We start from the raw sequence: 23,333 nt of genomic DNA on the forward strand, positions 1-23,333 counted from the left end.
GGTGGAGATCGGCCCCGACACCCAGGTCATCGACGTGGGCGCCGGCTACGGCGGTTCCGCGCGCTTCCTCGCCCGCCAGTTCGGGTGCAAGGTCACCTGCCTGAACCTGAGCGAGGTGGAGAACGAGCGCAACCGGGAGATGAACCGCGAGGCGGGCCTGGACCACCTGATCGACGTGGTCGACGGCTCCTTCGAGGACATCCCGTGCCAGGACAACGCCTTCGACGTGGTCTGGTCGCAGGACGCCTTCCTGCACAGCGGCGACCGGCCCCGGGTCCTGGAGGAGGTCGCCCGCGTGCTGCGCACCGGCGGGGACTTCGTCTTCACCGACCCGATGGCCTCGGACGCGGCGACCCAGGACGCGCTGCGCCCGATCCTGGACCGGCTGCACCTGGACAGCATGGGCACGCCCGGCTTCTACGACAAGCAGACGGCGCGCCTGGGCATGTCCAAGGTCGAGTTCGACGACCTGACCGAGCAGCTGCCCCGCCACTACGGCCGTGTACTGGCCGAGACCGAGTCCCGTGAGTCCGAGCTGACCGGAAAGATCAGCGAGGCCTACCTGACGCGGATGAAGACCGGTCTGCGCAACTGGGTCCACGGCGGCGAGTCCGGCTCGCTGGCCTGGGGGATCCTGCACTACAAGTCCTGATCCCGCCTCCCGGGAACGGCGGGCGCGCCCTGGGCCCGCCGCCCCGGCCCGGTCCCCGGCTCGCGGGGGGCCGGGCCGGTGGTCGTCCCGGGGGATGAGGCTCCAGGCTCGGGGGCGCGGCGATGCGTCGGCCTGCCGCGTCCCCGGTTCCCGGCCGGTCCCGCTCAGGGCGCCGGTGCGAGCTCCCGGTCCCAGGTCTCGGCCACCAGGTCGCACCCGAAGGCCCGGTAGGCTTCGCTGGAGGCCAGGGTGAAGCCGGCGGCCTCGTAGATGCGCCGCGCCGGGGCCAGCACCGAATGCGTCCACAGCGTCATCCGGCGGTAGCCGGCGGCGCGCGCGAAGGCGGTGCACTCATCGGTGAGCAGGCGCCCGATCCCGTGCCCCCGCGCCCAGGGCTCGACCAGCAGCAGCCGCAGCCGGGCCGTCTCGGCGCCGTCCCGCGTGCACATGACGGTCCCCGCGCGCTCGCCGTCCAGCTCGACGATCCAGGCGCCCTCCCGCTCCGGGTCGCGGCCGGCGGCGTACTCCGCGGCGATCCCCGCGACGAGCGCTTCGAAGCCGGCGTCCCATCCGTACTCGCGCCAGTACAGCTCGCCGTGGCGCTGGACGACCCACCCCAGGTCGCCCGGGCGCAGTCCGCGCAGCACCACGCGCCCGCCGCGGTCGGCGGGCGGGTCCAGCACGCGCCGCACGGTCTCCATGGCCCCGAGCAGCCGTTCGCGCTCATCCGCGGGCAGCCCCGCGAGCAGGTCGCGGACCTGGTCGTCTGCGCGCTCACTCATCATCGCCGCCGCGTGCGCTCCGGCGGCGGTCAGTTCGACCTCCTGCTTGCGCCCGTCCTCGGGCGAGGGCGAGCGGGAGACGAGCCCTTCGTCCTCCATGCGCCTGAGCACCCTGCTGAGCTGTCCGGCGTCCACCTCCATGAGGGCGCGGAGCGCGGCGGTCTCGCTGCGGCCGGTGCGCATCAGCTCGTACAGGACGCGCACTTCGGTGAGCGTCCAAGGCGAGCCCAGGTGGTCGGGGCGCAGGACCCCCATCCGGCCGGTGATGAAGCGGTTGAACGCCCGGACGCGGGCGACGTCCCCGGAGGGGACGCCGGTGTCCGGGGCCGCCGTCGGAGCAGTATTCATGACGACCTCAACGATTCCGTTGACTGTGACAATGATTCTGCCCCTTGGGGCGCCCCCGGACAAGGCCCTCCGTCAGCCGGAGCGTGCGGCGTCGGAGCGGGCGAGCCCGGCCGCCCGGCCCTTCGCGGACACGACCAGGGCCATCTTGCGCGAGGCCTCGTCCAGCATTTCGCCGTCGAGGGTGACCGCTCCCCGCCGCTCCACGGACGTGGCGTGCTCGTAGGCCTCCAGGATGCGCTCGGCCCGGTCGAACTCGGCCTGGTCGGGGGCGTAGACCGTGTTGGCCGCCTCGACCTGGGAGGGGTGGACCGTCCACTTGCCGTCGTAGCCGAGGGCGGCGGTGCGCCGGGCCGAGGTCTGGAAGGCCTCGGGGGCGCGGACCTTGAGGTTCGGCCCGTCGATCGCCTGAAGGCCGTTGGCGCGCGCGGCGGTGAGGATGCGCAGCAGCACGTAGTGGTAGGCGTCCCCGACGTCGTAGCCGGCCGGCTGCTCCCCGACCTCGAGGCCGCGCATGTTCATCGACGCCATGAAGTCGGCGGGGCCGAAGACCAGCGCCTCAAGGCGCGGGGACGCGGCGGCCACGGCGTCGACGGCGGACAGGCCGCGGGCGTCCTCGATCTGCGCCTCGATGCCGATCCGCCCCGGCTCCAGGCCGCACGCGCGCTCCACCTGGGTGAGCAGGAGGTCCAGCCACTGGACGTGGACCGGGTCGGTCACCTTGGGCAGCACCAGGCAGTCCAGGTCGGCCCCGGCCCGCTCCACCACGGTGATCACGTCCCGATAGGTCCACGGCGTGTCCAGTGCGTTCACGCGGACCGTGCGCACCCGCGCGCCCCATCCGCCCTCGGTGAGCGCGGCGGCCGCGGCGTCGCGCGCGCGGTCCTTCTCCGAGGGGGCCACGGCGTCCTCCAGGTCGAGGAAGAACGCGTCGGAGGCGATCTCGCGCGCCTTCTCGACGAATCGGGGGTTGGATGCCGGGACCGCGAGGACCGAGCGTCGCGACCGGTAGGGCGCCGCAGCCATGTTCCACTCCTGCCGTGTTCGGGTTCGGGACCGAAGGCGGACGTGCCGCCGTCGGACTCTATCCCGCACTCGAAAGGCACATTAGGGTGCATTCCAGGCATGTCCGTGCATAGGCGGGCGCGCCGACGGGGACGAGATCCATGGGGGAAAGGGGAGCGATGAGCCGGACGAGCGACGTGTCGCCGCACGAGGGGCCGCGCACCGAGGCGTACCCGACCAGTTCGCACTGGGGTTCCTACGAGGTCCTCGTCGAGGACGGCAAGGTGGTCGGCGCGCGTCCCGACCCCCGCGACCCCGACCCCGCACCGCTCATCGGCAACGCCGCCGGGGCCCAGCACCATCCCGCGCGGGTGGCGCGCCCCACCGTGCGGCGCCGGTGGCTGGACGGCGGTCCGGGCCCCGACCCCCGGCGCGGGGACCCCGACGACGAGTACGTCGAGGTCGACTGGGACACCGCGGCTGAACTGGTCGCCCAGGAGCTGGGCCGGGTCCACCGCGAGCACGGCGGCGAGGCCGTCTTCGGCGGCTCCTACGGCTGGGGCAGCGCCGGGCGGTTCCACCACTCGCAGAGCCAGCTGCACCGGTTCCTCAACACCGCGGGCGGCTACACCCGCAGCCGCGCCACCTACAGCCACGCCGCCGTGGAGGTCCTCTTCCCGCACCTGGTCGGGGCCACGGGCGCCCACGCGCTGCTGGAGCGCGCGCCCACCTGGCCGGCGATCGCCGAGCACACCGACCTCATCGTGTCCTTCGGCGGGCTGCGCAGGTCCAACACCTGGATCGCCTCGGGCGGGCGCGCCGCGCACACGGCCGTTCCGGGCATGCGCGCGGCCGCCGAGCGCGGCCTGCGCACGGTCTCGATCAGCCCGCTCAAGGACGACACCATCGACGAGATGGGCGCCGAGTGGCTGCCTGCGGCGCCCGGCACCGACACCGCGGTCATGCTGGCCCTGACCCACGTGCTGTTCGAGGAGGGCCTGGCCGACCGCGCCTTCCTCGACCGGTACACCGTCGGCGCCGACGTGGTGCGGCGCTACGTCACCGGCGAGACCGACGGGGTGGCCAAGACGCCCGAGTGGGCCGCCCCGATCTGCGAGCTGCCCGCCGAGACCCTGCGCGCGCTGGCACGGCGCATGGCCGCGGGGCGCACCCTGGTCAACGTCGGCTGGTCGGTGCAGCGCGTCCGGTACGGCGAGCAGCCCCTGTGGGCGGGCCTGGCGCTGGCCGCGTGCCTGGGGCAGATCGGCCTGCCCGGCGGCGGGTTCGCCACCGGGTACGGCTCCATGGGCCGGTACGGCGGCGGTGCCACCCCCGGCGGCCTGCCGCGCTTCCCCAAGGGCTCCAACCCCGTCGACCGCCTCATCCCGGTCGCCCACACCTCGGAGATGCTGCTGCGCCCGGGGGAGGAGTTCGACTTCGACGGCGAGCGCCTGACCTACCCCGACATCCGCTTCGTCGCCTGGTCCGGAGGGAACCCGTTCCACCACCACCAGGACCTGGCGCGCCTGACGCGGGCCTTCGGCCGTCCGGACACCGTCCTGGTGGTCGAGACGCACTGGACCGCCACCGCGCGCCACGCCGACATCGTGCTGCCGTCCACCACCACCCTTGAGCGCGAGGACATGGCGGCCAGCCAGGGCGACCTGCGCCTCAACGTGATGCGGCGGGCGGTCGAGCCGTACGCGGAGGCGCGCGACGAGTACGAGATCTACAGCGCGGTCTGCGCGCGCATGGGCCTGGAGAAGGAGTTCACCGAGGGCCGCACCGCCGAGGAGTGGATGCGGCACATGTACGGGCAGTGGCGCGCGCGCCAGCACGAGATGTTCGGCGCCGACCTGCCGGCCTTCGACGACTTCTGGGAGGCCGGGGGCGTCGACCTGCCCGGGCGGGTGGACGACGAGGCCATGGCGGCCTTCGCCGAGTTCCGCCAGGACCCGGTGGGCAGCCCGCTGCAGACCCCGAGCGGCCGCATCGAGCTGTTCTCGGCGACCATCGCCGGCTTCGGGTACGCCGACTGCCCGGGCTATCCCATCTGGCTCCCGGGGGAGGAGAGGATCGGGTCCTCGCGCTCGCGCCGGTGGCCGCTGCTCCTGCTGGCCAACCAGCCCCAGGGGCGCCTGCACAGCCAGCAGGACATGGGTGCCTACAGCGCCTCGCTGAAGGTCCAGGGGCGCGCACCGGTGCGCATGAACCCCGACGACGCCGCGGCGCGCGGGCTGTCCGACGGGGACCTGGTGAGGGTGCACAACGACAGGGGCAGCCTGATCGCCGGTGTGCGGGTGTCCGACGCGCTGCGCCCCGGGGTGGCGCAGCTGTCCACCGGCGCCTGGTACGACCCGTCCGCTGAGGACGTGACGTGCGCGCACGGCAACCCGAACGCGCTGACCGACGTGGTGGGGACCTCCCGCCTGGCGCAGGGGTCGACCGGACAGCACGTGCTGGTGGAGGTCGAGGCCTACCGCGGCGACCCGCCGCCGGTGAGGGCCTTCACTCCGCCGGTCCCGGTGCCCTCTTCCTCCTGATCTGGAACATAGGTTAGCCTCTACTAAGTTCTTTCACCGGTACCGGGCCCCCACCGGCACCGGTGTCCGGTGGTGCCCTGCCGCGCCCGGAACGGAGTCGGAGGAGACGAGTGGCCTTGCCAAGGCGGTGCGCCCGCCCCGTCCCTGAGGTCGGGACGGGATGAGCGCCCAGACGGCGGCGCCGGAACGGCGCTCCCCGGACCGGGACGAGGCGACACAGGCGCTCGCGAAGCGCACCAGGGCCGGCGCCAAGGTGCACACCGCCAGAGCGCTGGGGCTGCTCGTCGCCATCGGGGTCCTGCTGCTGTGCGTGGGGCTCAGCGTTTCGGTCGGCGCCAAGTCCATTCCGCTGGGCACCGTCTGGGAGGCGCTGGTCAGCAACGACGGCTCCTACGACCACAGCGTCGTCGTCGAGCTGCGCATCCCCCGCGCGGTCCTGGGCGTCTTCGTCGGCGCGGCCCTGGGCCTGTCCGGGGCGCTCATGCAGGGCCTGACCCGCAACCCCCTGGCCGAACCGGGCATCCTCGGCGTCAACTCCGGCGCCGCGGCCGCCGTGGTGGTCGCCATCTTCGTCTTCGGCCTGACCAGCCCGGGCGCCTACGTGTGGTTCGCCTTCGTCGGCGCGGCGGTCGCGGCCCTGGCCGTCTACGCGCTGGGCAGCCGCGGACGCAGCCAGGCCACCCCGGTGCGCCTGGCGCTGGCCGGGACCGCCGTGGCCGCGGTGCTGCAGGGCCTGGTCTACGCGGTCATCGTGCTCGACGACTTCGTCTTCGACCGGATCCGCTTCTGGCAGGTCGGCTCCCTGGTCGGGCGCGACCTGGAGCTGTTCTCCCGGATCTGGCCCTTCCTGGTCACCGGGGTGGTCATCGCCCTGCTGCTGGCGCCGGCGCTGAACACCGTCGCCCTCGGCGACGACCTGGCCGCGGCGCTGGGCGCGCACATCAACCGCACCCGGCTGCTGGCGGCGGTGGCGATCGTGCTGATGTGCGGCGCGGCCACCGCCACCGCCGGGCCCATCTGGTTCGTCGGGCTGACCGTGCCGCACGTGGCGCGCGCGATCACCGGCCCCGACCAGCGCTGGCTGCTGCCCTACTCGGCGGTGCTGGCCGCGGTGCTGCTCACCGCAGCCGACACCCTGGGCCGGGTGGTGCTGCCCACCGGCGAGCTGGAGGTCGGCATCATCACCGCGCTCGTGGGGGCGCCCGTGTTCATCGCCCTGGTCCGGCGCAAGAGGATGGCCCAGATATGACCGCGACGACCCCGCGCCCGGGCAGTGTGCGCAGCGGGCGCCCGGTGCGCACCCGCTCCGGCCGCGTCTCCTTCCTGGTCCGGCCGCGCACGGCCGCGGTGACGGGCGCCCTCGTGGCGGCCATCGCGGCCGTGTTCGCCGCGCTGCTGATGCTCGGCGAGTACGAGATCACCCTGCCGCGGGTGGCCGCCGCGCTCGCCGGGCAGGGCGAGCGGCTGGACCTGTTCTTCGTGCGCGACGTGCGCCTGCCCCGCGCCTGGGTCGCGGTGCTCGTCGGCGCCTCGCTCGGGGTGGCCGGCGCGGTATTCCAGAGCCTGTCCCGCAACCCCCTGGGCAGCCCCGACATCATCGGCTTCACCGGCGGCGCGGCCACCGGCGCCGTGCTGACCATCCTCGTCTTCGGCGGGTCGATGCTGCAGGTGTCGCTGGGCGCGGTCGCCGGCGGCGTCGCCACCGCCGGGCTGGTGTACCTGCTGGCCATGAAGAACGGCGTCCAGGGCTACCGGCTGATCCTGGTCGGCATCGGCATCAGCGCCATGCTCACCTCCGTGCGCGACTACCTGATCACCCGCGCCGACCTCACCGACGCCAAGGCCGCCCAGGTGTGGATGATCGGCAGCCTCAACGCCCGCGGGTGGACCGAGGTCATCGCGGTCGCGGTGTGCATGGCGGTGCTGCTCCCGCCGCTCCTGGCGATGGGGCCCCGGCTGCGCCTGATGGAGATGGGCGAGCAGACCGCGCACGCCCTGGGCGTCCCGGTGCAGCGCACCCAGGCGGTGGCGCTGCTGGCGGCCAGCGCCCTGACCGGGGCGGCGATCGCCGTGGCCGGGCCGATCTCCTTCATCGCCCTGGCCGCACCGCAGCTGGCCCGCCGGCTGCTCCGCTCGACCGGCACGACCCTGTTCGGCGCGGCCCTGATGGGGGCGCTGCTGCTGGTCACCGCCGACCTGGTGGCCCAGCACGCGCTGAGCCCCGCACAGCTGCCGGTGGGCGCGGTGACCGCGGTCATCGGCGGAAGCTACCTCGTCTGGCTGCTCTACCGTGAATGGCGGACCGGACGTGCCTGACCGGCGCCACCGACTCGACGCACACACAGGAGAAAGCGCGATGCCCGAACCGTCCCGGCTGTGGGGGGAGAACCTGACGCTCGCCTACGACCAGAGCGTCATCTCCCGTGACCTGGGGATCAGCATCCCGGACAACTCCTTCACGGTCATCGTCGGCCCCAACGCCTGCGGGAAGTCGACGCTGCTGCGCGCGCTGTCGCGGATGCTCAAGCCGCAGTCGGGGGCGGTGCACCTGGACGGGCGCCTGATCTCGTCCTACCCCTCCAAGGAGGTGGCGCGGCGGCTGGGCCTGCTGCCCCAGTCCTCGATCGCCCCCGACGGCATCACCGTGGCCGACCTGGTGGCGCGCGGGCGCTACCCGCACCAGAAGCTGCTGCGCCAGTGGTCCGGCTCCGACGAGGCGGTGATCACCGAGTCCATGGAGGCGACCGGCGTCGCCGACCTGGCCGACCGGATGGTCGACGAGCTGTCCGGCGGGCAGCGCCAGCGGGTGTGGCTGGCCATGGTGCTGGCCCAGCAGACGCCGCTGCTGCTGCTGGACGAGCCCACCACCTACCTCGACATCGCCCACCAGATGGACGTGCTCGACCTGTGCGCCGAGCTGCACCACGAGCGCGACTACACCCTGGTCGCGGTCCTGCACGACCTCAACCAGGCCTGCCGCTACGCCACCCACCTGATCGTCATGAAGGACGGGGCCGTGGTGGCCGAGGGCGCGCCCTCCGAGATCGTCACCGCCGGCCTGGTGGAGAAGGTGTTCGGGCTGCCGGTGCGGGTGGTCCCCGATCCGGAGACCGGGACCCCCATGATCGTGGCGGTCGACCGCCGCGGCACCATCACCCGCCGCGCGCGCGGCACCGAGGAACCCACCGGAGCCCAGGAGGCCCAGGACGAGGCTCAGGACGACGCGGTACTGGAGAAGCCCCGCTCGGCCTGACACCGCCCCATGACCTTCTAGAGCGGTCCCGCAGCGGGACCTTCCCCGTCATCCATGCTCCAGGAGCGGCGCCACCGGGCGCCGGCCGTCCGGGCGGCTTGGCGAAGCCGTAGAAGCGCCCCGTGCGTCAGGTACGCCGGGCTTCCTTAGGCCCGGACTCCCACTCCCTCTCCGCCTCGGCCAGCAGGTACGGCGCGACCGCTGTCTCGGCCCCCGAGAGGGCGGCCAGCGACGCCGACGCCGCGACCGGGTCGGGCGCGGCCGCCGCGACCCGCCCGCCCGAGACCTCGATGAACCGGAGCGCGGCGGCGCCGTCCTGGTGGTCTCCCAGGACCTCCTGGAGGTTCGCGGCCCAGCGGCGCAGGCGGGCGGCTGGCGTGCCCAGGACCGGTTCGGAGGCCGAGGCCGCGTAACGGACGCGCTTGGCGGCCTTGCGGACCTCATGCCAGGCCTCGTCCCGGGAGGCGCGGTCGGTCGCGGCGAGCGCGCGCTCGTGGGCGGACCGCATGCGTGCGAGCGCGTCACCGACCTGGTCGTCGAGCACCTTCTCAGCGGGCTTACCGGCGCGCGGCCCGGTCAGCGGGGAGGAGCGCAGCCGGTCCAGCCGGTCGAGCAGGGCGAAGTACTCCTGCCCTTCGAGGGAGCGGACGGCCCTGCGCCGCGCCGCCTCCAGTCGGCCGTCGAAGACGGTGAGCCAGTCTCCCGTGAGGCGGACCCCGCCCGCCCGACGCGGCAGCTCTGCCAAGCGCGCGGTGAACCGTTCCCTCAAGACCTCCAGGTCACGGGCTTCCCCCAGAGCGGCCGCCAGCTCCCGCAGAGCGTCGGCGGTCGGTCGGACGGCCTTGCGTCCGACGACGGCGGGGAACCCCCGCAGGACCGTGCGGATGCGGCGGGTGGCCACGCGCATCTGGTGCAGCGCGTCCTCCTCGCCGGCGCGGACCCGGGGGTCGAGGGCGAGCATGTCCTCCACCTGGTCGAACAGGTAGCCCCGGACGGCGGCGTCGGCGGTCGGACCCGTCGGACGGGCCGGACGCTCGGGGACCAGGCCGCCCAGGAGCGTCAGTGTCTTGGACCCGGTGCGCGAGGGACGCGCCCCGGCGTCCGTCAGGCGGCGGCCGATCGCGTCCAGCAGCGCGCGGTCACCGGAACCGAGCTCGGCCTCGATCTCGCGCCAGCGCACCTCCCGTCCGTTCCTCAGGAGGACCTCGCCGTGCACGCGGTCGTCGGCGATGAGCGCCAGCGGTTCGCCGTCACCGCCGAGCAAGGCGGTCTCGGTCCGTTCGGTGGTTATGCGGGCGACCGGCACCAGCGCCGCCCCGCGCGCGGCGGAGGAGGCCAGCCGGACCAGCCGAGCGGGGATCCGGGTGGCGTGCGATCCGCGGGGGGCACGGAACTCGCGCTTGCCGTCGGGGCCCCAGGGGATCTTCAGATGCCACCCGGTGTCCGGGCCGCCGAGGCGTCGGCGGAGCGTGATGCCGCGCGCGGCGAGGCGCAGGTCCTCGGTGTCGAAGTAGGTGGCGACGAGCCGGTGGGCCTGTTCGTCCATCCCGCCCGGCGCCAGATCGGCCGGCCGGGGCGGCTCGAACTCCGCGCCGACCTCGAACGTCGTCTCGATCTCCAGGTGATCGACCATCGCGGTCTCCAACAGAGTCCGGGCCGTACAGTCTAGGCGATCCCGCCCGATCCGCCCTGGGCCGCCGAGCGGCACGGTGCCCGGACCTCTACGCTCGGCGAGCGTCGGTGAGCGGGGTCGGGAGGGGCCGGGAGTGCACGATGTGCAAGCGGCTCACGGCGCGGGTGAGGACCACATAGAGGCGGTTCAGTCCGCGCTCCTCGGCGTCGGCGATGCCCGACGGTTCGACGGCCACGACGGTGTCGAACTCCAGTCCCTTGGCGAGCGTGGCGGGGACGCACACGATGCGGTGCGACTCCAGGGCATCGGGGTCCTGCCCCAGATGGGCCGCCTGCACGCCCCGCTCCACGAGCCCCCGGTAGAGGGCCTCCAGGTCCCCGTCCGCAGCGATGAGTCCGATGGACCCCTCCTCGTCCAGCGCGCGCTTGCAGGCGTCGAGGGCGGCGGCGACCAGCCCGTCGGAGGGCGCCCGCTCGATGGTCAGCGCGCCGGGCGCCTGCCGGGCCGCGCTCGGGGCGGGCAGGTCCGGGGCGATCGAGGGGAGGAGCCGCGCCGCGAAGTCGATGATCTGGGCCGGCACCCGGTAGCCGCGGCTCAGGACCTGCAAGCGCGCGTCCTCCTTGCCCAGGTGGCGTAGCAGGTCGGCCCATCCGCCGGCCGCGGCCGGCGCGGTGCCCTGGGCGATGTCGCCCAGGACCGTGAGCGAGCCGCCCTGGGCCCGGCGGGCCACGGCCCGGCACTGCATCGGGCTCAGGTCCTGGGCCTCGTCCAGCACGATGTGGCCCAGCGTCGCGGGGCGGCGGACGAGGCACGCGGCCTCGTCGATGAGCACCAGATCGGCCCCGGACCAGGGGGCGGACCGCATCGAGCGCGGGCGCCGCGGGAACCGCACGGCCCGCCGCTCCTCCGGGGAGAGGATCCCCGCGGCGGCGCGCGCCAGCCGGTCGGGATCGGTGAGCAGGCCGAACACCAGCTTGACCGGGTCGGCCTTGGGCCACATGGCGGCCACGGCCGCCTTGACCTCGCGGCCGCGGGACAGCCGCTCGCGGGCACGGGGGTCGTCCGCCCTGCCGTCCGCCTCCATGAGGGTCTGCACCGCCCCGGCCAGGCGCTGCGCCAGCAGCTCCCGCCCGGCCCCGTAGGAGGCCTGCTGGCGGCGGATGCCGTCGACGATGGCGGCGATCTCCTCCGGCGGCACCCGGTACTTGCGCGACCCGACCGTCACCACCAGCGTCTCCTCGGCGGGACGCACCTGGGCCCACAGCGCGCGGGCGATGACCTCGGCCATGCGCGCATCGCCCTTGACGCGGGCCGAGGCGGGGTCCTCGGTACCGGCCGGTCCGCTCGGCTCCCCTCGGGCGATCAACTCCTCCAGGGTGAGCTGCCCGGCCTCGGCCTCGCCGAGGGCGGGCAGCACGTTGCGGATGTAGGACAGGAAGGAGCCGCTGGGGCCGACGATCGCCACACCGCCTTCGCGGCGCAGGCGCTCGCGGTCGGTGTAGAGCAGGAAGGCGATGCGGTGCAGGCCCACCGCGGTCTTGCCGGTCCCCGGCGCGCCCTGCACGCACAGGCTGGTGTCCACAGAGGCGCGGACCAGGTCGTCCTGGTCCGGCTGGATGGTGGCGACGATGTCCCGCATGGGGCCGGTGCGGGGGCGTTCGATCTCCGTGGCGAGGAGGTCGGCCGCGAAGCCGCCCGCGCCGCCCTCGGCTCCGTCGGCGAGGTCCTCGTCCTCGAACGCGGTCAGTTCGCCGTCGGCGCCGAACCCGTAGCGGCGGCGGGTCAGCACGCCCATGGGGGAGCGCGGGCCGGCCCGGTAGAAGGCGGACGAGACCGGCGCCCGCCAGTCCAGAACCATCGTCGCCCCGGAGGCGTCGCGGACATTCCGCCGGCCGATATAGGCGAGATCGGCGTCGGGCGTGCGGGTGGGGGTGAAGGGTTCGCCGGGGCCGGCCTCATAAAGGTCGCCGGGAGGGAAAGTGAGGCGTCCGAAAAAGAGCGGCGCGTCCGGGAGTTCGGCCAGGGCCTTCGCGCGGCGCTCGCGCGCGCGTTGCAGAACGGCGTTGGTGTACTTGTCGCCCACGGCATCGCCGAGGGCGGTTCCGGTGGCGAGCACTTCCCGGTGCATTCGGCGGAGGGCTTCGCGGGAGGCGGCGAGGTGGTCCCGTTCCGCGCGGAGTTCGGCGGCGCCGTGCGCGGGTGCGGCGGCGGAATCGGGCAGGCGTGACGGAGGCGTGCACGAGGACACGGAGGACTCCCCGGGATCGGTCGGGCTGGTCGTCGGGGCGGCGGATGCGCGGGTCCCGCCCCGGCGTGGCGACGGCCGGTTCGTTCCGATCCTCTGCGCGTCGGTGTGCCTTCGTGCACTTCCGCCGCGAAGAAGCGATCATACCCGTGAGAGGGCCCACTGACAATCCTCTTTTTCCGCCTCCCTGATCCGGAGAATCCGTGTCGGAGCGCCGTGCGCGCACCGGGGTGCCGAATGCGCACGAGCAGCCGTAACGATGGGATAAATCGGTGGCTCCGGGCGGGGTACGGGATCGTGATCACCGGCGGGAGGGGGTATCCGTCCGGTATTTCCACCGGTCCAATCGGAGGCGACGGTGACGACGACGACGATCTTCTTCGGTGAGCTGTTCGGAACGGCGATCCTGGTCCTCTTCGGCTGCGGCGTGGTCGCCGCCCATGTTCTGAACAAGTCCAAGGCGCAAGGCGGGGGCTGGGTCCTGATCACCTTCGGGTGGGGCTTCGGCGTCATGGCGGGCGCCTACTTCGCGCTCCCGCTGTCGGGCGGGCACATCAACCCGGCGGTCACACTCGGCCTGGCGGCCTCCACCGGGGAGTGGGCCACCGTCCCCGTGTACATGCTCGGCCAGATGCTCGGCGCGATCATCGGCGCCGCCCTGACGTGGCTCGTCTATCTCAGCCAGTTCAAGAACTCCGACGGGCCGTTCCTGGGGATCTTCTCCACCGAGCCCGAGGTGCGCAGCCCGGGCGCCAACTTCCTCACCGAGTTCATCGCCACCGCCGCCCTGCTGTTCATCGTCACCGCCACCGGGCAGAACGAGGAGCTCGCGCTGTCCGGGGTGGGCGTGCTCATCGTCGCCCTGGGCGTGGTCGGCATCGGCATGAGCCTCGGCGGCCCCACGGGGTACGCCATCAACCCCGCCCGCGACCTGGGGCCCCGCATCGTCCACCAGCTCCTGCCCCTGAAGGGCAAGGGCACTTCGGACTGGGGGTACGCCTGGGTGCCCGTCGTCGGCCCGCTGGCCGGCGGCGCGGTGGGCGGCGTCCTCGGCGCTTGGGCGCAGGGACTGGTCTAGTCACCGGCGGCGGGCGGGGGCGACCCCGCCCGCTTTCGTGTGCGCCCGTCCGGTGTACTACCGTTTGTAGTCGCAGTCCGCGCAGGTGCGGACGTGCGCAGGGAACAGGGGAGCGGTCGTGGTCGAGGGGCTGACGAGCACCATCCAGCTGGTGTCGCTGGCGATGGCGGTCTGGTGCACCGTCTCCGCGTTCCGGGACCGCCCCATGGTGGTACCGCACCTGGTCGGCATGGCGGTGCTGTGGCTGCTCACCATCGCCCAGGCCGTGGTCTCGTCGGTGGTCTGGGCCGGGGGCGACCCGCCCGCCGAACCGGCGACCCTCGTGGGCTACCTGGCCACCGTGGTGCTCCTGCCCCCGGCGTGCGCCGTGTGGGGGTTCATGGAGCGCAGCCGGTGGGGGCCCGCGGTGATCGCCTTCGCCTGCTTCATCCTCCCGGTCCTGATGGTCCGGCTCGAGCAGATCTGGAACCCGCCCGTTGTCTGAGAGCCCCGTTGTCTGAGAACACCGTGCCGCAGAAGGGGGCCGCCCGCTCCGGGCCCGGCCGGGTCCTGGTCGCGGTCTACGCCGTGTTCGCCCTCGCGGCCACCGCGCGCGCGGGCGTGCAGATCGCCACGCGGTTCGAGGAGGCCCCGCTCGCCTACCTGCTCTCCCTGGCAGCGGGGATCATCTACATCGTCGCGACCGTGGGCATCGCCAGGAGCGGGCGCACCTCCCACCGGGTGGCCATGGTCTCCTGCGCCATCGAGCTGTGCGGGGTTCTGGCCGTGGGCACGCTCAGCCTGCTGGACCCGGCGGCCTTCCCCGACGACACCGTCTGGTCGGGGTACGGAAGCGGCTACCTGTTCATCCCGCTGTTCCTGCCGGTCCTGGGCATGCTGTGGCTGCGCCATGTGGAGAAGGGGCGGACACCGGAGCGGGCCCAGACTTCCTGAGGGGCCCGGTTCTAAGGTGGCGTCATGAGCGAACCGCGCAGCGAGCACCCGTCCGTCCCGCCCGTCATCGGCCCCGCGCGCTTGGCCGAGCGCATGCGCGAGGGAGGCGACCTGGCCGTCGTCGATGTGCGCTGGTACCTGGACGGCCGCGACGGGCACGAGGCCTACCGCTCCGGCCATCTCCCGGGGGCGGTGTGGGCCGACGTCGACACGGACCTGTCCTCCGAGCCGACCCGGGAGGGCGGGCGCCATCCCCTGCCGAGCCCGGAGGCGTTCGCCGAAGCGCTGGGACGCCTCGGCATCGGCGACCGTACGGAGGTCGTCGCCTACGACGATGCCGGGGGCTCCACCGCCGCGCGGCTGGTGTGGATGCTGCGCGTTCTGGGGTCGCCGGCCTCCGTCCTCGACGGCGGGATCCAGGCGTGGGAGGGCCCGCTCGAGAAGGAGGAGCTCCGGCCCGAGCCGCGCGTCCGCACGGCGGTGCCCTGGCCGGCCGAACGCTTCGCCTCCACGGAGGAGCTCAAGGACCTGAAGGAGCGCCCCGCAGGGCGGGTGCTTCTGGACGCCCGCGCGCGCGGGCGCTACACGGGGGAGCAGCCGGCGCCGGTCGACGCGCGCCCCGGACACGTCCCGGGGGCGCGTAGCGCCGAGTGGCAGGGCAATCTCGGGGCCGACGGGCGCTTCGCCGCGCCTGAGCGCCTCAGGGAGCGCTTCGCCGTCCTGGGAGTCGAAGGGGCGGAGTCGGTCACGGCCTACTGCGGGTCCGGGGTGACCGCCTGCCACGACCTCATCGCGCTGGAACACGCCGGTTTCGCGGGGGCGCGCCTGTACCCGGGGTCGTGGAGCGCTTGGGGGGCCGATACCTCGCTTCCGGTGGAGACCGGCGATCCGGAGAGTGGGACGGGCGACGCGCGCTGAACCGGAGCGCGCCGCCGAGACTGCACCGCGTGGCCTCGGGCATCTCGGGTTGGCAGGCGGCCACGCGGTGGACCTTGTGAGGAAGGCAATGACCATGTTCCGTCACGATGGGGTCGGAATGGGGACGACGCGCCGTTCTGTTCTCGAAACCGCACCTAGGTGCCGTCTCACCGGGTTCTAACCCGGCGCGGCGATACTTCATCGCAACAGGGACGAGAAGCCGGAGGAGTTCGGATGAGCGCGGAGGACAGGCGAGAGGCACCGGGCGACGAGCCCCGTACCGATCGGACCCCGGAGAACGCACCGGAGGCTCCGGCGGTGGACCCGACCGCCGACACGGTCGCAGAAGAGCCCCGCGCGGCCCGGGACGACCACGAGACACCGCCCGAGGCGGCGCAGCAGGCGCCGCAGGACACGCCCCCCGGGGCGCCGGGCCCCGCGGGGGCGGGCCCGTGGACCCCGCCCGGGGGCGCCACGTGGACCATGCGCTCCCAGGGCGGGCACGCTCCGGGCACCGCGGGCGCTGCGGGAGCGCCGCCCCTCGGCGCGCACTCGGGGCCCCAGCCGAGCGTGCAGACGGGGCAGCACACCTCCTGGCAGTACGCCGCCTCCCACCCCTCGGGCCCCCACGCAGCCGGCCACGGGCCCGCCGCCGGGCACCCCGGCGGCGGGGGAGGGGTTCCCCCGACCTGGCCCGGCGCGGTGCCGCCGCCCGGAGGCCAGGACGGCGGAGGCTCCGGCGGCCGCCGCAAGCGCCCGGGGCCGGTGGCGATCGCGGCCGCGACCGCCCTGGTCACCAGCCTGATCGTGGGACCGGCGGCGGCCGTGGCCACGACCTTCCTGACCGGGGGGACGAGTAGTCCGGTCAGCTCGCTCACCGGGGGCACCGCGGGCTCGGTGTCGACCGGCAGCGTCAGCGAGGTCGCCGAGAAGGTGCTGCCGAGCGTGGTCTCCATCCAGACCGGGAGCGGCAGCGGGAGCGGGGTGGTGATCGGCTCCGACGGGAAGATCCTCACCAACGCCCACGTGGTGGCCGGCGCGAGCGGCGACTCGGTCCAGGTGCGGTTCAACGACGGCACGGACGCCCGGGCGAAGGTCCTGGGGGTCGACACCGTCTCCGACATCGCGGTGATCGAGGCCCAGGGCGTCAGCGGGCTGACCCCGGCCACGTTCGGCGACTCCGACAAGGTCGAGGTCGGTGCGGACGTGGTGGCGATCGGGTCCCCGCTGGGGCTGTCCGGGACGGTGACCTCGGGTGTGGTGAGCGCGGTGGAGCGGCCGGTGAACACCGGGGCCGCCGACGGCGGGCAGGAGGAGCAGGACCCCTTCGGCCTGGGCACGCCCGAGCAGGGGCAGGTGCAGACCTCGACGGTGATCAACGCGATCCAGACCGATGCGCCGATCAACCCCGGCAACTCCGGCGGGCCGCTGATCAACATGAACGGCGAGGTGATCGGCGTCAACACGGCGATCGCCGGGACCTCCTCCGGGGGGCAGGGCGAGCCCGGATCGATCGGGCTGGGCTTCGCGATCCCGATCAACCAGGCCAAGCCCATCGCCGAGCAGCTCATCGACCAGGGCAGCGCGGACTACGCGGCGATCGGCGCCACCGTGGCGGCCGACCGGGACGGCGTGCGCATCGTGGACACCTCCAAGGGAGGGGCCGCGGCCGAGGCCGGCCTGGAGAGCGGCGACGTGGTCACCTCCGTCGACGGCGAGGCCGTGGACGGCCCGGACGGGCTGATCGCCAAGATCCGCTCCAAGCAGCCGGGGGAGACCGTGACCATGGGCTACACGCGGGACGGCAAGGAGGACGAGGTCCAGGTGACCCTGGACGCCCAGTCGGCCGACAGCATCGGCGGCTGAGGCCCGGCGAGCGGCGGACCGGGAGGGGGACCCCGGTCCGCCGCGCGCCGCGTCGAAGTCGTGCCGCGACCGCCGACGTTCCGTCCTCCGGGCCCAACGGGGAATGACGAAAGAGCGAGCGGAAATCGAAGAATCGGCCGATCGGCCCTCCCTCGGGAAACTTTTCCTCCCGCTCTGCGCGTTTGGCTTGATAAGAGAGGGCGATAACCCTCTTCACGGGGGAACGGCCGGATTCGGCCGGTGGCGGCGACCTGCGGATTCCTTCCTCATCCGCAGTCGCCGCCCACTGTTTTCCGGGGGTTCGCCGTGAATGCCCGCCGCCGCGGGTAAACACTCGGCAACATGGACGCGGAACCGGGGCCGCACAGGCGGTCGCCCGAAGTATCGTTCCCGGGACCACTCGGGTCCGGGCCGTCCTGGCGGCCAGGGCCCGCCCCGTCCGGCGCAGCCTCGCGGAACCCCGAGCACACCCTCCAGGAGGGCCGAGATGGCCGCACTTCCCTCTGCCGAACCCGCAGCGCCCCCGGAACGCCTGCGCGTGCTCATCGGCACCGACACCTTCCCGCCCGACGTCAACGGCGCCGCCTACTTCACCGCGCGCCTGGCCCGCGGGCTGGCCGCGCGCGGCCACGACGTGCACGTGGTGTGCCAGTCGCCCGACGGCCGCCCCTCCACCGCCCGCGTGGACGGGGTCGTGGAGCACCGGCTGCGCTCGATGTCCTCGCTGGTCCACGAGACCGTCCGGCTGGCCCTTCCGCCGGGCGTCCCCGGCCACCTGGACCGGCTGATCCGGCGCCTGCGCCCGCACGCCGTGCACGTCCAGAACCACTTCGTCGTCGGCCGCCTGCTGATGGCGGCCGCCCGGCGGCACCGGGTGCCGGTGGTGGCCACCAACCACTTCATGCCGGAGAACCTGTTCAACTACCTGTTCGTGCCCGAGGCGCTGCGCGGCCCCGTCGGCCGCCTCGCCTGGCGGGACTTCAGCCGGGCGCTGGCCGGCGCCGAGCACGTCACCACGCCCACTCCTACCGCCGCCCAGCTCCTGCTCGACCAGGGGTTCCCCCGGCCGGTGGAGGCCGTCTCGTGCGGCATCGACCTGCGCCGCTTCCACCCGCCGGGCGACGGCGGGGAGCCGCGGTCCGCGCTGCGGGCCCGGCTCGGCCTGCCCGACCGGCCCACCTTCGCCTTCGTCGGCCGCCTCGACGAGGAGAAGCGCATCGGCGACCTGGTCCGCGCGGTGCGCCGCACCACCTGCGACGACGCGCAGCTGGTGCTGGCCGGCACCGGGGCCCAGCGCGGCGCCCTGGAACGGCTGGCCGAGGAGGAGGGCGTGGGCGAGAGGGTGCGCTTCCTCGGGTTCGTGCCGCACGAGGACCTGCCGCTGGTGTACCGGGCCGCGGACGTGTTCACCATCGCCGGGATCGCGGAACTGCAGTCGATCGCCACCCTGGAGGCCATGGCCAGCGGGCTGCCGGTGGTGGCCGCCGACGCCATGGCCCTGCCGCACCTGGTGGAGCAGGGCCGCAACGGCTACCTCTACGAGCCGGGCAGCCCCGACGACCTGGCCAAGTACCTGAGCGTCATCCTCGCCTCGCCTGAGGAGCGGGCCCGGATGGGCGCGGAGAGCCGCGCCATGGCGGCCCGGCACGACCACGAGCGCTCGCTCGACCGGTTCGAGCGGATCTACGCCGACGTGGCGCTGAGGTCGTCGGCGCGCGGCGGCTGAGCGGTCCGGGCGGGCCGCTGCGGCCCCGAGGCGCGGGCCAGCGTCACCACGCCGACCGCCCCCAGCACGGCCGCCGCGGCCGCGATCGCGGCGTGCGCGGGGTCGGTGGGAAGCCGCTCGCCGAAGTAGGCGACGCCGATGAGGGTGGCCGCGATCGGGTCGCTGAGCATCAGGGTGGCGTAGGCCAGGGCGAAGTGGTCGGTGCGGTAGGCGTTCTGCATGATGAGCCCGCCGGTGAGGCCGATGCCGACGGCGACCGCGGTCATCGGCTGGAGGGCGGCGGCGGGGTCGGCCAGCGCGGCGATGCCGATCACCCGGCCGAAGGCCGAGGTGGCGGCGTAGGCGACGCCGCTCGCCAGGGCGAAGGCCCCGGCGCGCAGGGCGCCGCGACAGGAGCGGCCCACGGCCACGCAGAGCGCCATCACGGCGCCCGCCCCCACCGCGATCTCGGTGAGGCCCATGGTGCCGGGGACGGGGCCCTGGCTGTGCGGAACGGTGGTGAGCAGGCCGGCCAGGGCGATGCTGACCGCGAGCGATCCCAGGACCTGCGCGGGGCTGGGGCGCCGCCGCCGGAACCCGGCCGAGAGCAGCACCGCGAACAGCAGGCCGGTGATGCCGATCGGCTGGATCACCACCAGCGGCGCCTGGGTGAGCGCCCACAGGTGGGCCCCGATGCCGCCCATCGTCAGCAGGGTGCCCAGCCACCACAGGGGCATGCGGAGCAGGGCGCGCAGCAGCGCGAGCTGCCCGATCCCGCGGATGGGTGCGGTGAGCAGCGCCCGGTCGTGCAGGGCGGCCCCCGCGGCGACGGAGAACGCCCCCGAGATCGCCACGGCCACGGCCCACGTCATGGATCCCGCCCTTCCGCGTCCGGGTACCTGCCAGGCACATCGCTTCCGCCGGCGGAAGCGGTTCTCCGGCCGGGGCGCTGCGAGTCGCCCTCGCTGCCGGGTGAGCCTCGGGGGACTGGGCGGGGGACCGGGCAGACAGGGGCGCCTTGAGGTTACTCCAGAGGGCGGCCCTGCGTGTGCGCGAAGGGGACGAAGCGTCCTCGCAGAGGGGGGAGCGCAGCCCGCACCCGTATCGAGATCAGAACGGCAAGCCGACCGCGCTCGGCGCCGCGGGCGGGCTCCCGATGGGAGGCGGGACGAGGAGCGGGCACCCGGATCAGGGTCTCCAGCCGCCGAGCGGCGACCGCCTTGACCGGGAAGCCCGTCGGCGCCAGGGGGCTCGACTGCCGGGGGGAGGGGCGGGCGCGGTGTGCGCCGCCCCGTGTCACTCGGCGTCGGACGCCCGCTCGCCGGTCACCGGGAGGGTGAACCCGATGACCGCCCCGCCGCCTTCGCGGTTGGCGGCCTGCACCGTTCCTCCGTGTGCGTGCACGATCTCCTTGACCATGGACAGCCCGAGCCCCGAGCCGGGCAGCGCGCGGGCGGAGTCCGAGCGGTAGAAGCGCTCGAAGACGTGATCGACCTCCTCCGGGGCGATGCCGGGCCCTCGGTCCCTGACCTCCACGCGCCCCTCGCGGACGACGATCTCGATCGGCCCGGCCCCGTCGGTGTCGAACTTCGCGGCGTTCTCCACCGGGTTGGACAGGGCCCGCTCCAGCGCCGTGGGCAGGCCGTGCACCGTGCTCCCGTCGGCGTCGACCACCACCTCCCGGCCGGTCCGCCGCCGGGCCCGTTCGGCGACGCGCTCGGCCAGCGCCCCCAGCTCCACGTCGGCGGGGGCCTCGTCCGCGCGGGTCCCCGTCGCCAGCTGCACCAGTTCGTCGACCAGTTGGGACAGCTCCCGGGTCTCACCCTGCAGGTCGTCGACCAGCCGCTGCTGGGCCTCCGGCCCCAGCCGGTCGAAGGAGCGCATCACGCTGACATTGGTGCGCAGGCTGGTCAGCGGGGTCCGCAGCTCGTGCGAGGCGTTCTGCACCAGCCGCCGCTGCTCGGCCTCGGCGCCCGCCAGCCGGGTCAGCATCGCGTTGAACGCCCGCCCCAGGCGCCCGACCTCGTCCGGGGACGTGCCGCCCTCCGGCGCCACCAGGTCCAGCCGACCGGTGGTGCGCACCTGCTCGGCGGTGTCGGTCAGGCGCACCAGCCGCTTGGTGACCCGCCGCGCCAGCAGCCACCCGGCGCCGGCGGCGACCGCCAGCACCCCCGCGCCCACCACCAGGATCTGCAGGGCGAGCACGTCCAGCATCCGCTCCATCGGGGACAGGCGCTGACCGATCTGGATCGCGCCGTTCCCCCCGCCCAGCGAGACCGTGGCGATCCGGTAGTCCTCGCCGCGCGCGCTGTCCTCGCGGGTGTGCACCACCCCGGCCTCCTGCTCGGCGGCGACCACCCGGTCGTCGGCGCGCACCGGCAGCACCTCGACGGACCGGTCCGCTCCGATCGGCACCGCCACCGAGCCCCCGGAGCTCAGCGCCTGGTAGGTGAAGGAGTCCGAGTGCAGGAACGTCGGCTGCTGTCCGCCACCGAACGGGGAGGAGGAGGGGGCGCTCAGGTCGGAGGCCAGGCGTTCGGCCGTGGTCTGGAACTCGTCCTCGGCGTCGGCGCGGATCAGCACCGCCGCCGTGCTGTAGGCCAGGGTCCCGGTGAGCAGGCTGGCAACCGCGGCGACCACCGCGAAGGCCACCGCGAACTTGGTGCCCAGCCGCCACCGCTCCGGCGCCGTCAGGCGCGCCGCGAGCGCCTTCACCCTCTGCCGCACACCTCAGCCCTCCTGGGGCCGGAGCGTGTAGCCCACGCCCCGGACGGTCTGGATCAGCGGCGGCGCGTCGGGCGAGTCCAGTTTGCGCCGCAGGTAGCTGATGTAGACGGCCAGGTTCTTGGAGTCCGGGCCGAAGTCGTAGCCCCAGATGCGGTCGTAGATCGTGGGGTGGTCGAGAACGATGCCGGCGTTCCGGGCCAGCAGCTCCAGCAGGTCGAACTCGGTCTTGGACAGCTCCACCTCGCGCCCGCCGCGCCAGACCCGCCGTGCGGCGGGGTCCAGGCGCAGGTCGCCGACCTGCAGGACGGGCTCGGGGCGCTCGCCGTCCTCCGGGACGGGGGCGGCCCGGCGCAGCAGCGCGCGGATGCGCGCCAGCAGCTCGTCCAGCTCGAAGGGCTTGGGCAGGTAGTCGTCGGCGCCGGCGTCCAGGCCGGCGACCCGGTCGGATGTCTCCACCCGGGCGGTGAGCATCAGGATGGGCCGCCGGTCGCCCTCGGCGCGCAGCACCCGGGTGACCCCGAGCCCGTCGACCCCGGGCATCATCACGTCGAGGATCAGCAGGTCCAGCTGTTCGGCGTGGGCTTTGGCGAGGGCCTGAACGCCGTCCTCCGCGGTCAGAACCTCGTGGCCCTCCAGCATGAGGGCGCGTTCGAGGGACTCGCGGATGGCACGGTCGTCGTCGGCGAGGAGGATGCGACCGGCGGAGGCACTGGCGGAGGTCATGGACGCCATCGTCGCCCATCCGGGTGAGACGACGGTAAGAGGACACGGGGTCGCGGTCGCGGTGGTCGTCGGGTATTCGCCCGGCGTCCCGTTCGGCGTCCGGGGCGTCCTGTCCGGTGCTCGTCCGGTGGCCGTCCGGCCGCCGCACGGGGGCGGCGTCGGGCCATGGGCGCGGGGTGACGGACAGGACAGGGCAGGACCGCCTGTCCGAGGTCCTGTCGGGGTAGGTACTCCCACGGCGGCCCCAGTCGGGGGTGGACGGCCGCAGAGGACGACACGGGGAACGACCGGCTCGATGGAGAGCGAGGCACGCGATATGGACACCGGAGAGAGCCCGCGCTGGGTGGTCGTCGGTGTGGACGGTTCGGATTCCAGCCGATACGCGCTGGAATGGTCGGCCAACCAGGCGATGACGTACGGGTTGGGGGTCCGCATCGTCACCGCCGTGTGGCCGCCGGACTCCGAGGGGCCGTTCGGCGAGCTGATCCGCGGGAGCGAGGAGGACGGCGAGACGCCGCGCCAGCACGACGCGCGCGCCCTGCTGGCCTACGCCCGCGACTGGGTGCAGCGGCTGTTCCCGGAGCTGTCGGTGGAGACCAGGGAGGCCGCCGAGCGCCCGGCCGAGGCCCTGCTGCATGCGGCCTCGGAGTCGGGGGTGGCCTGCGTGGTCGTGGGCTCGCGCGGACTGGGCGGGCTCGCCTCGGCGTTCGTCGGGTCGGTGGGCGTGGAACTGGCGGCCAAGTCGCCGGTGCCCACCGTGGTGCTGCCCAAGCACCACGAGACCGCCGAGGGCCGACGCGGCCGAATCATCGTCGGGGTCGACGGCTCCGAGACCGGGGGGCGGGCACTGGCGTTCGCCTTCCGGCAGGCGGAGCGGAGCGGTGCGGAGGTCGTGGCGGTCTGCGCGTGGCAGCCGATGGCGGGG

Annotated in this window: 19 protein-coding genes; 12 read left to right on the plus strand and 7 right to left on the minus strand. The window is 74.1% G+C overall.

Annotated elements, in window-relative coordinates:
- Positions 1-652: SAM-dependent methyltransferase (locus tag D450_RS0111755; RefSeq protein WP_017538861.1), on the plus strand; the 652-nt coding region annotated here is incomplete at its 5' end.
- 164 nt (positions 653-816) lie between these two features.
- Here D450_RS0111755 and D450_RS0111760 read toward each other — a convergent pair.
- The gene (locus D450_RS0111760) at positions 817-1,782 is read right to left on the minus strand and encodes a bifunctional helix-turn-helix transcriptional regulator/GNAT family N-acetyltransferase (RefSeq protein ID WP_017538862.1); all 966 of its coding nucleotides are present in this window, start codon (positions 1,780-1,782) and stop codon (positions 817-819) included.
- 72 nt (positions 1,783-1,854) lie between these two features.
- Positions 1,855-2,805 (minus strand): HpcH/HpaI aldolase/citrate lyase family protein, encoded by a 951-nt coding sequence (locus D450_RS0111765; protein ID WP_017538863.1) that lies wholly within the window; start codon positions 2,803-2,805, stop codon positions 1,855-1,857.
- A gap of 158 nt (positions 2,806-2,963) precedes the next feature.
- Between D450_RS0111765 and D450_RS0111770 the strand changes: the two genes are divergently transcribed.
- The 4 genes from D450_RS0111770 (at position 2,964) to D450_RS30030 (ending at position 8,580) form a co-directional block, all read left to right on the plus strand.
- The gene (locus D450_RS0111770) at positions 2,964-5,327 is read left to right on the plus strand and encodes a molybdopterin-dependent oxidoreductase (protein ID WP_017538864.1); all 2,364 of its coding nucleotides are present in this window, start codon (positions 2,964-2,966) and stop codon (positions 5,325-5,327) included.
- A gap of 160 nt (positions 5,328-5,487) precedes the next feature.
- A complete protein-coding gene (locus D450_RS0111775; RefSeq protein ID WP_017538865.1) occupies positions 5,488-6,576 on the plus strand; it encodes a FecCD family ABC transporter permease in 1,089 nt (362 codons plus the stop codon).
- Positions 6,573-7,643, plus strand: a complete 1,071-nt coding sequence (locus tag D450_RS0111780) for a FecCD family ABC transporter permease (protein WP_017538866.1) — start codon at positions 6,573-6,575, stop codon at positions 7,641-7,643. Before D450_RS0111775 ends, D450_RS0111780 begins: the two co-directional genes overlap by 4 nt.
- A 40-nt stretch (positions 7,644-7,683) precedes the next feature.
- Positions 7,684-8,580 (plus strand): ABC transporter ATP-binding protein, encoded by an 897-nt coding sequence (locus D450_RS30030; protein ID WP_017538867.1) that lies wholly within the window; start codon positions 7,684-7,686, stop codon positions 8,578-8,580.
- Positions 8,581-8,707: 127 nt separating this feature from the next.
- On the opposite strand, the gene D450_RS0111790 is transcribed toward D450_RS30030, so the two are convergent.
- The gene (locus D450_RS0111790) at positions 8,708-10,213 is read right to left on the minus strand and encodes a CYTH and CHAD domain-containing protein (protein WP_017538868.1); all 1,506 of its coding nucleotides are present in this window, start codon (positions 10,211-10,213) and stop codon (positions 8,708-8,710) included.
- An 88-nt stretch (positions 10,214-10,301) separates the two neighbouring features.
- Entirely contained in the window at positions 10,302-12,341 is a 2,040-nt protein-coding gene (locus D450_RS0111795) for a HelD family protein (protein WP_017538869.1), read from the minus strand.
- A gap of 475 nt (positions 12,342-12,816) precedes the next feature.
- Here D450_RS0111795 and D450_RS0111800 point away from each other — a divergent pair, with 475 nt between their 5' ends.
- From D450_RS0111800 to D450_RS0111825, 6 genes are all read left to right on the plus strand, one after another.
- On the plus strand, positions 12,817-13,536 hold the full coding sequence (locus tag D450_RS0111800; RefSeq protein WP_017538871.1) for an MIP/aquaporin family protein: 720 nt from the start codon (positions 12,817-12,819) through the stop codon (positions 13,534-13,536).
- A 118-nt stretch (positions 13,537-13,654) separates the two neighbouring features.
- Positions 13,655-14,020: a hypothetical protein gene (locus tag D450_RS0111805; protein WP_017538872.1), complete on the plus strand. Its 366-nt coding sequence runs from the start codon at positions 13,655-13,657 to the stop codon at positions 14,018-14,020.
- An 8-nt stretch (positions 14,021-14,028) separates the two neighbouring features.
- Positions 14,029-14,469, plus strand: a complete 441-nt coding sequence (locus D450_RS0111810) for a hypothetical protein (protein WP_017538873.1) — start codon at positions 14,029-14,031, stop codon at positions 14,467-14,469.
- Positions 14,470-14,493: 24 nt separating this feature from the next.
- Entirely contained in the window at positions 14,494-15,387 is an 894-nt protein-coding gene (locus D450_RS0111815) for a sulfurtransferase (protein WP_017538874.1), read from the plus strand.
- 234 nt (positions 15,388-15,621) lie between these two features.
- Entirely contained in the window at positions 15,622-17,253 is a 1,632-nt protein-coding gene (locus D450_RS0111820) for a S1C family serine protease (protein ID WP_017538875.1), read from the plus strand.
- 487 nt (positions 17,254-17,740) lie between these two features.
- The gene (locus D450_RS0111825; protein WP_017538876.1) at positions 17,741-18,979 is read left to right on the plus strand and encodes a glycosyltransferase; all 1,239 of its coding nucleotides are present in this window, start codon (positions 17,741-17,743) and stop codon (positions 18,977-18,979) included.
- Here the strand turns inward: D450_RS0111825 and D450_RS0111830 are convergent.
- From D450_RS0111830 to D450_RS0111840, 3 genes are all read right to left on the minus strand, one after another.
- The gene (locus tag D450_RS0111830; RefSeq protein ID WP_017538877.1) at positions 18,937-19,830 is read right to left on the minus strand and encodes a DMT family transporter; all 894 of its coding nucleotides are present in this window, start codon (positions 19,828-19,830) and stop codon (positions 18,937-18,939) included. The two genes, D450_RS0111825 and D450_RS0111830, sit on opposite strands and share 43 nt — an antisense overlap.
- 424 nt (positions 19,831-20,254) lie before the next feature.
- Positions 20,255-21,685 carry a sensor histidine kinase gene (locus D450_RS0111835; protein WP_017538878.1) on the minus strand — a complete coding sequence of 477 codons (1,431 nt, stop codon included), beginning with the start codon at positions 21,683-21,685 and terminating at the stop codon, positions 20,255-20,257.
- A gap of 3 nt (positions 21,686-21,688) precedes the next feature.
- Complete coding sequence (locus tag D450_RS0111840; RefSeq protein WP_017538879.1) at positions 21,689-22,408, minus strand: response regulator transcription factor; 720 nt, start codon at positions 22,406-22,408, stop codon at positions 21,689-21,691.
- A 316-nt stretch (positions 22,409-22,724) separates the two neighbouring features.
- On the opposite strand from D450_RS0111840, the gene D450_RS0111845 reads away from it, so the two are divergent.
- Positions 22,725-23,333 (plus strand): universal stress protein (locus D450_RS0111845; protein WP_017538880.1); only part of this gene is annotated, 609 nt, incomplete at its 3' end.

This window comes from Nocardiopsis halophila DSM 44494 (assembly GCF_000341245.1).
Taxonomy (GTDB): Bacteria; Actinomycetota; Actinomycetes; order Streptosporangiales; family Streptosporangiaceae; genus Nocardiopsis_A; species Nocardiopsis_A halophila.

Excerpts from the sequence above, each read along its gene's own strand:
- D450_RS0111760 (WP_017538862.1), bottom strand. The coding sequence starts at position 1,782 with ATGAATACTGCTCCGACGGCGGCCCCGGACACCGGCGTCCCCTCCGGG.
- D450_RS0111790 (WP_017538868.1), bottom strand. The coding sequence starts at position 10,213 with ATGGTCGATCACCTGGAGATCGAGACGACGTTCGAGGTCGGCGCGGAG.
- D450_RS0111780 (WP_017538866.1), top strand. The coding sequence starts at position 6,573 with ATGACCGCGACGACCCCGCGCCCGGGCAGTGTGCGCAGCGGGCGCCCG.
- D450_RS0111815 (WP_017538874.1), top strand. The coding sequence starts at position 14,494 with ATGAGCGAACCGCGCAGCGAGCACCCGTCCGTCCCGCCCGTCATCGGC.
- D450_RS0111775 (WP_017538865.1), top strand. The coding sequence starts at position 5,488 with ATGAGCGCCCAGACGGCGGCGCCGGAACGGCGCTCCCCGGACCGGGAC.
- D450_RS0111825 (WP_017538876.1), top strand. The coding sequence starts at position 17,741 with ATGGCCGCACTTCCCTCTGCCGAACCCGCAGCGCCCCCGGAACGCCTG.
- D450_RS0111795 (WP_017538869.1), bottom strand. The coding sequence starts at position 12,341 with ATGCACCGGGAAGTGCTCGCCACCGGAACCGCCCTCGGCGATGCCGTG.
- D450_RS0111770 (WP_017538864.1), top strand. The coding sequence starts at position 2,964 with ATGAGCCGGACGAGCGACGTGTCGCCGCACGAGGGGCCGCGCACCGAG.
- D450_RS0111840 (WP_017538879.1), bottom strand. The coding sequence starts at position 22,408 with ATGACCTCCGCCAGTGCCTCCGCCGGTCGCATCCTCCTCGCCGACGAC.
- D450_RS0111765 (WP_017538863.1), bottom strand. The coding sequence starts at position 2,805 with ATGGCTGCGGCGCCCTACCGGTCGCGACGCTCGGTCCTCGCGGTCCCG.
- D450_RS0111820 (WP_017538875.1), top strand. The coding sequence starts at position 15,622 with ATGAGCGCGGAGGACAGGCGAGAGGCACCGGGCGACGAGCCCCGTACC.
- D450_RS0111830 (WP_017538877.1), bottom strand. The coding sequence starts at position 19,830 with ATGACGTGGGCCGTGGCCGTGGCGATCTCGGGGGCGTTCTCCGTCGCC.
- D450_RS30030 (WP_017538867.1), top strand. The coding sequence starts at position 7,684 with ATGCCCGAACCGTCCCGGCTGTGGGGGGAGAACCTGACGCTCGCCTAC.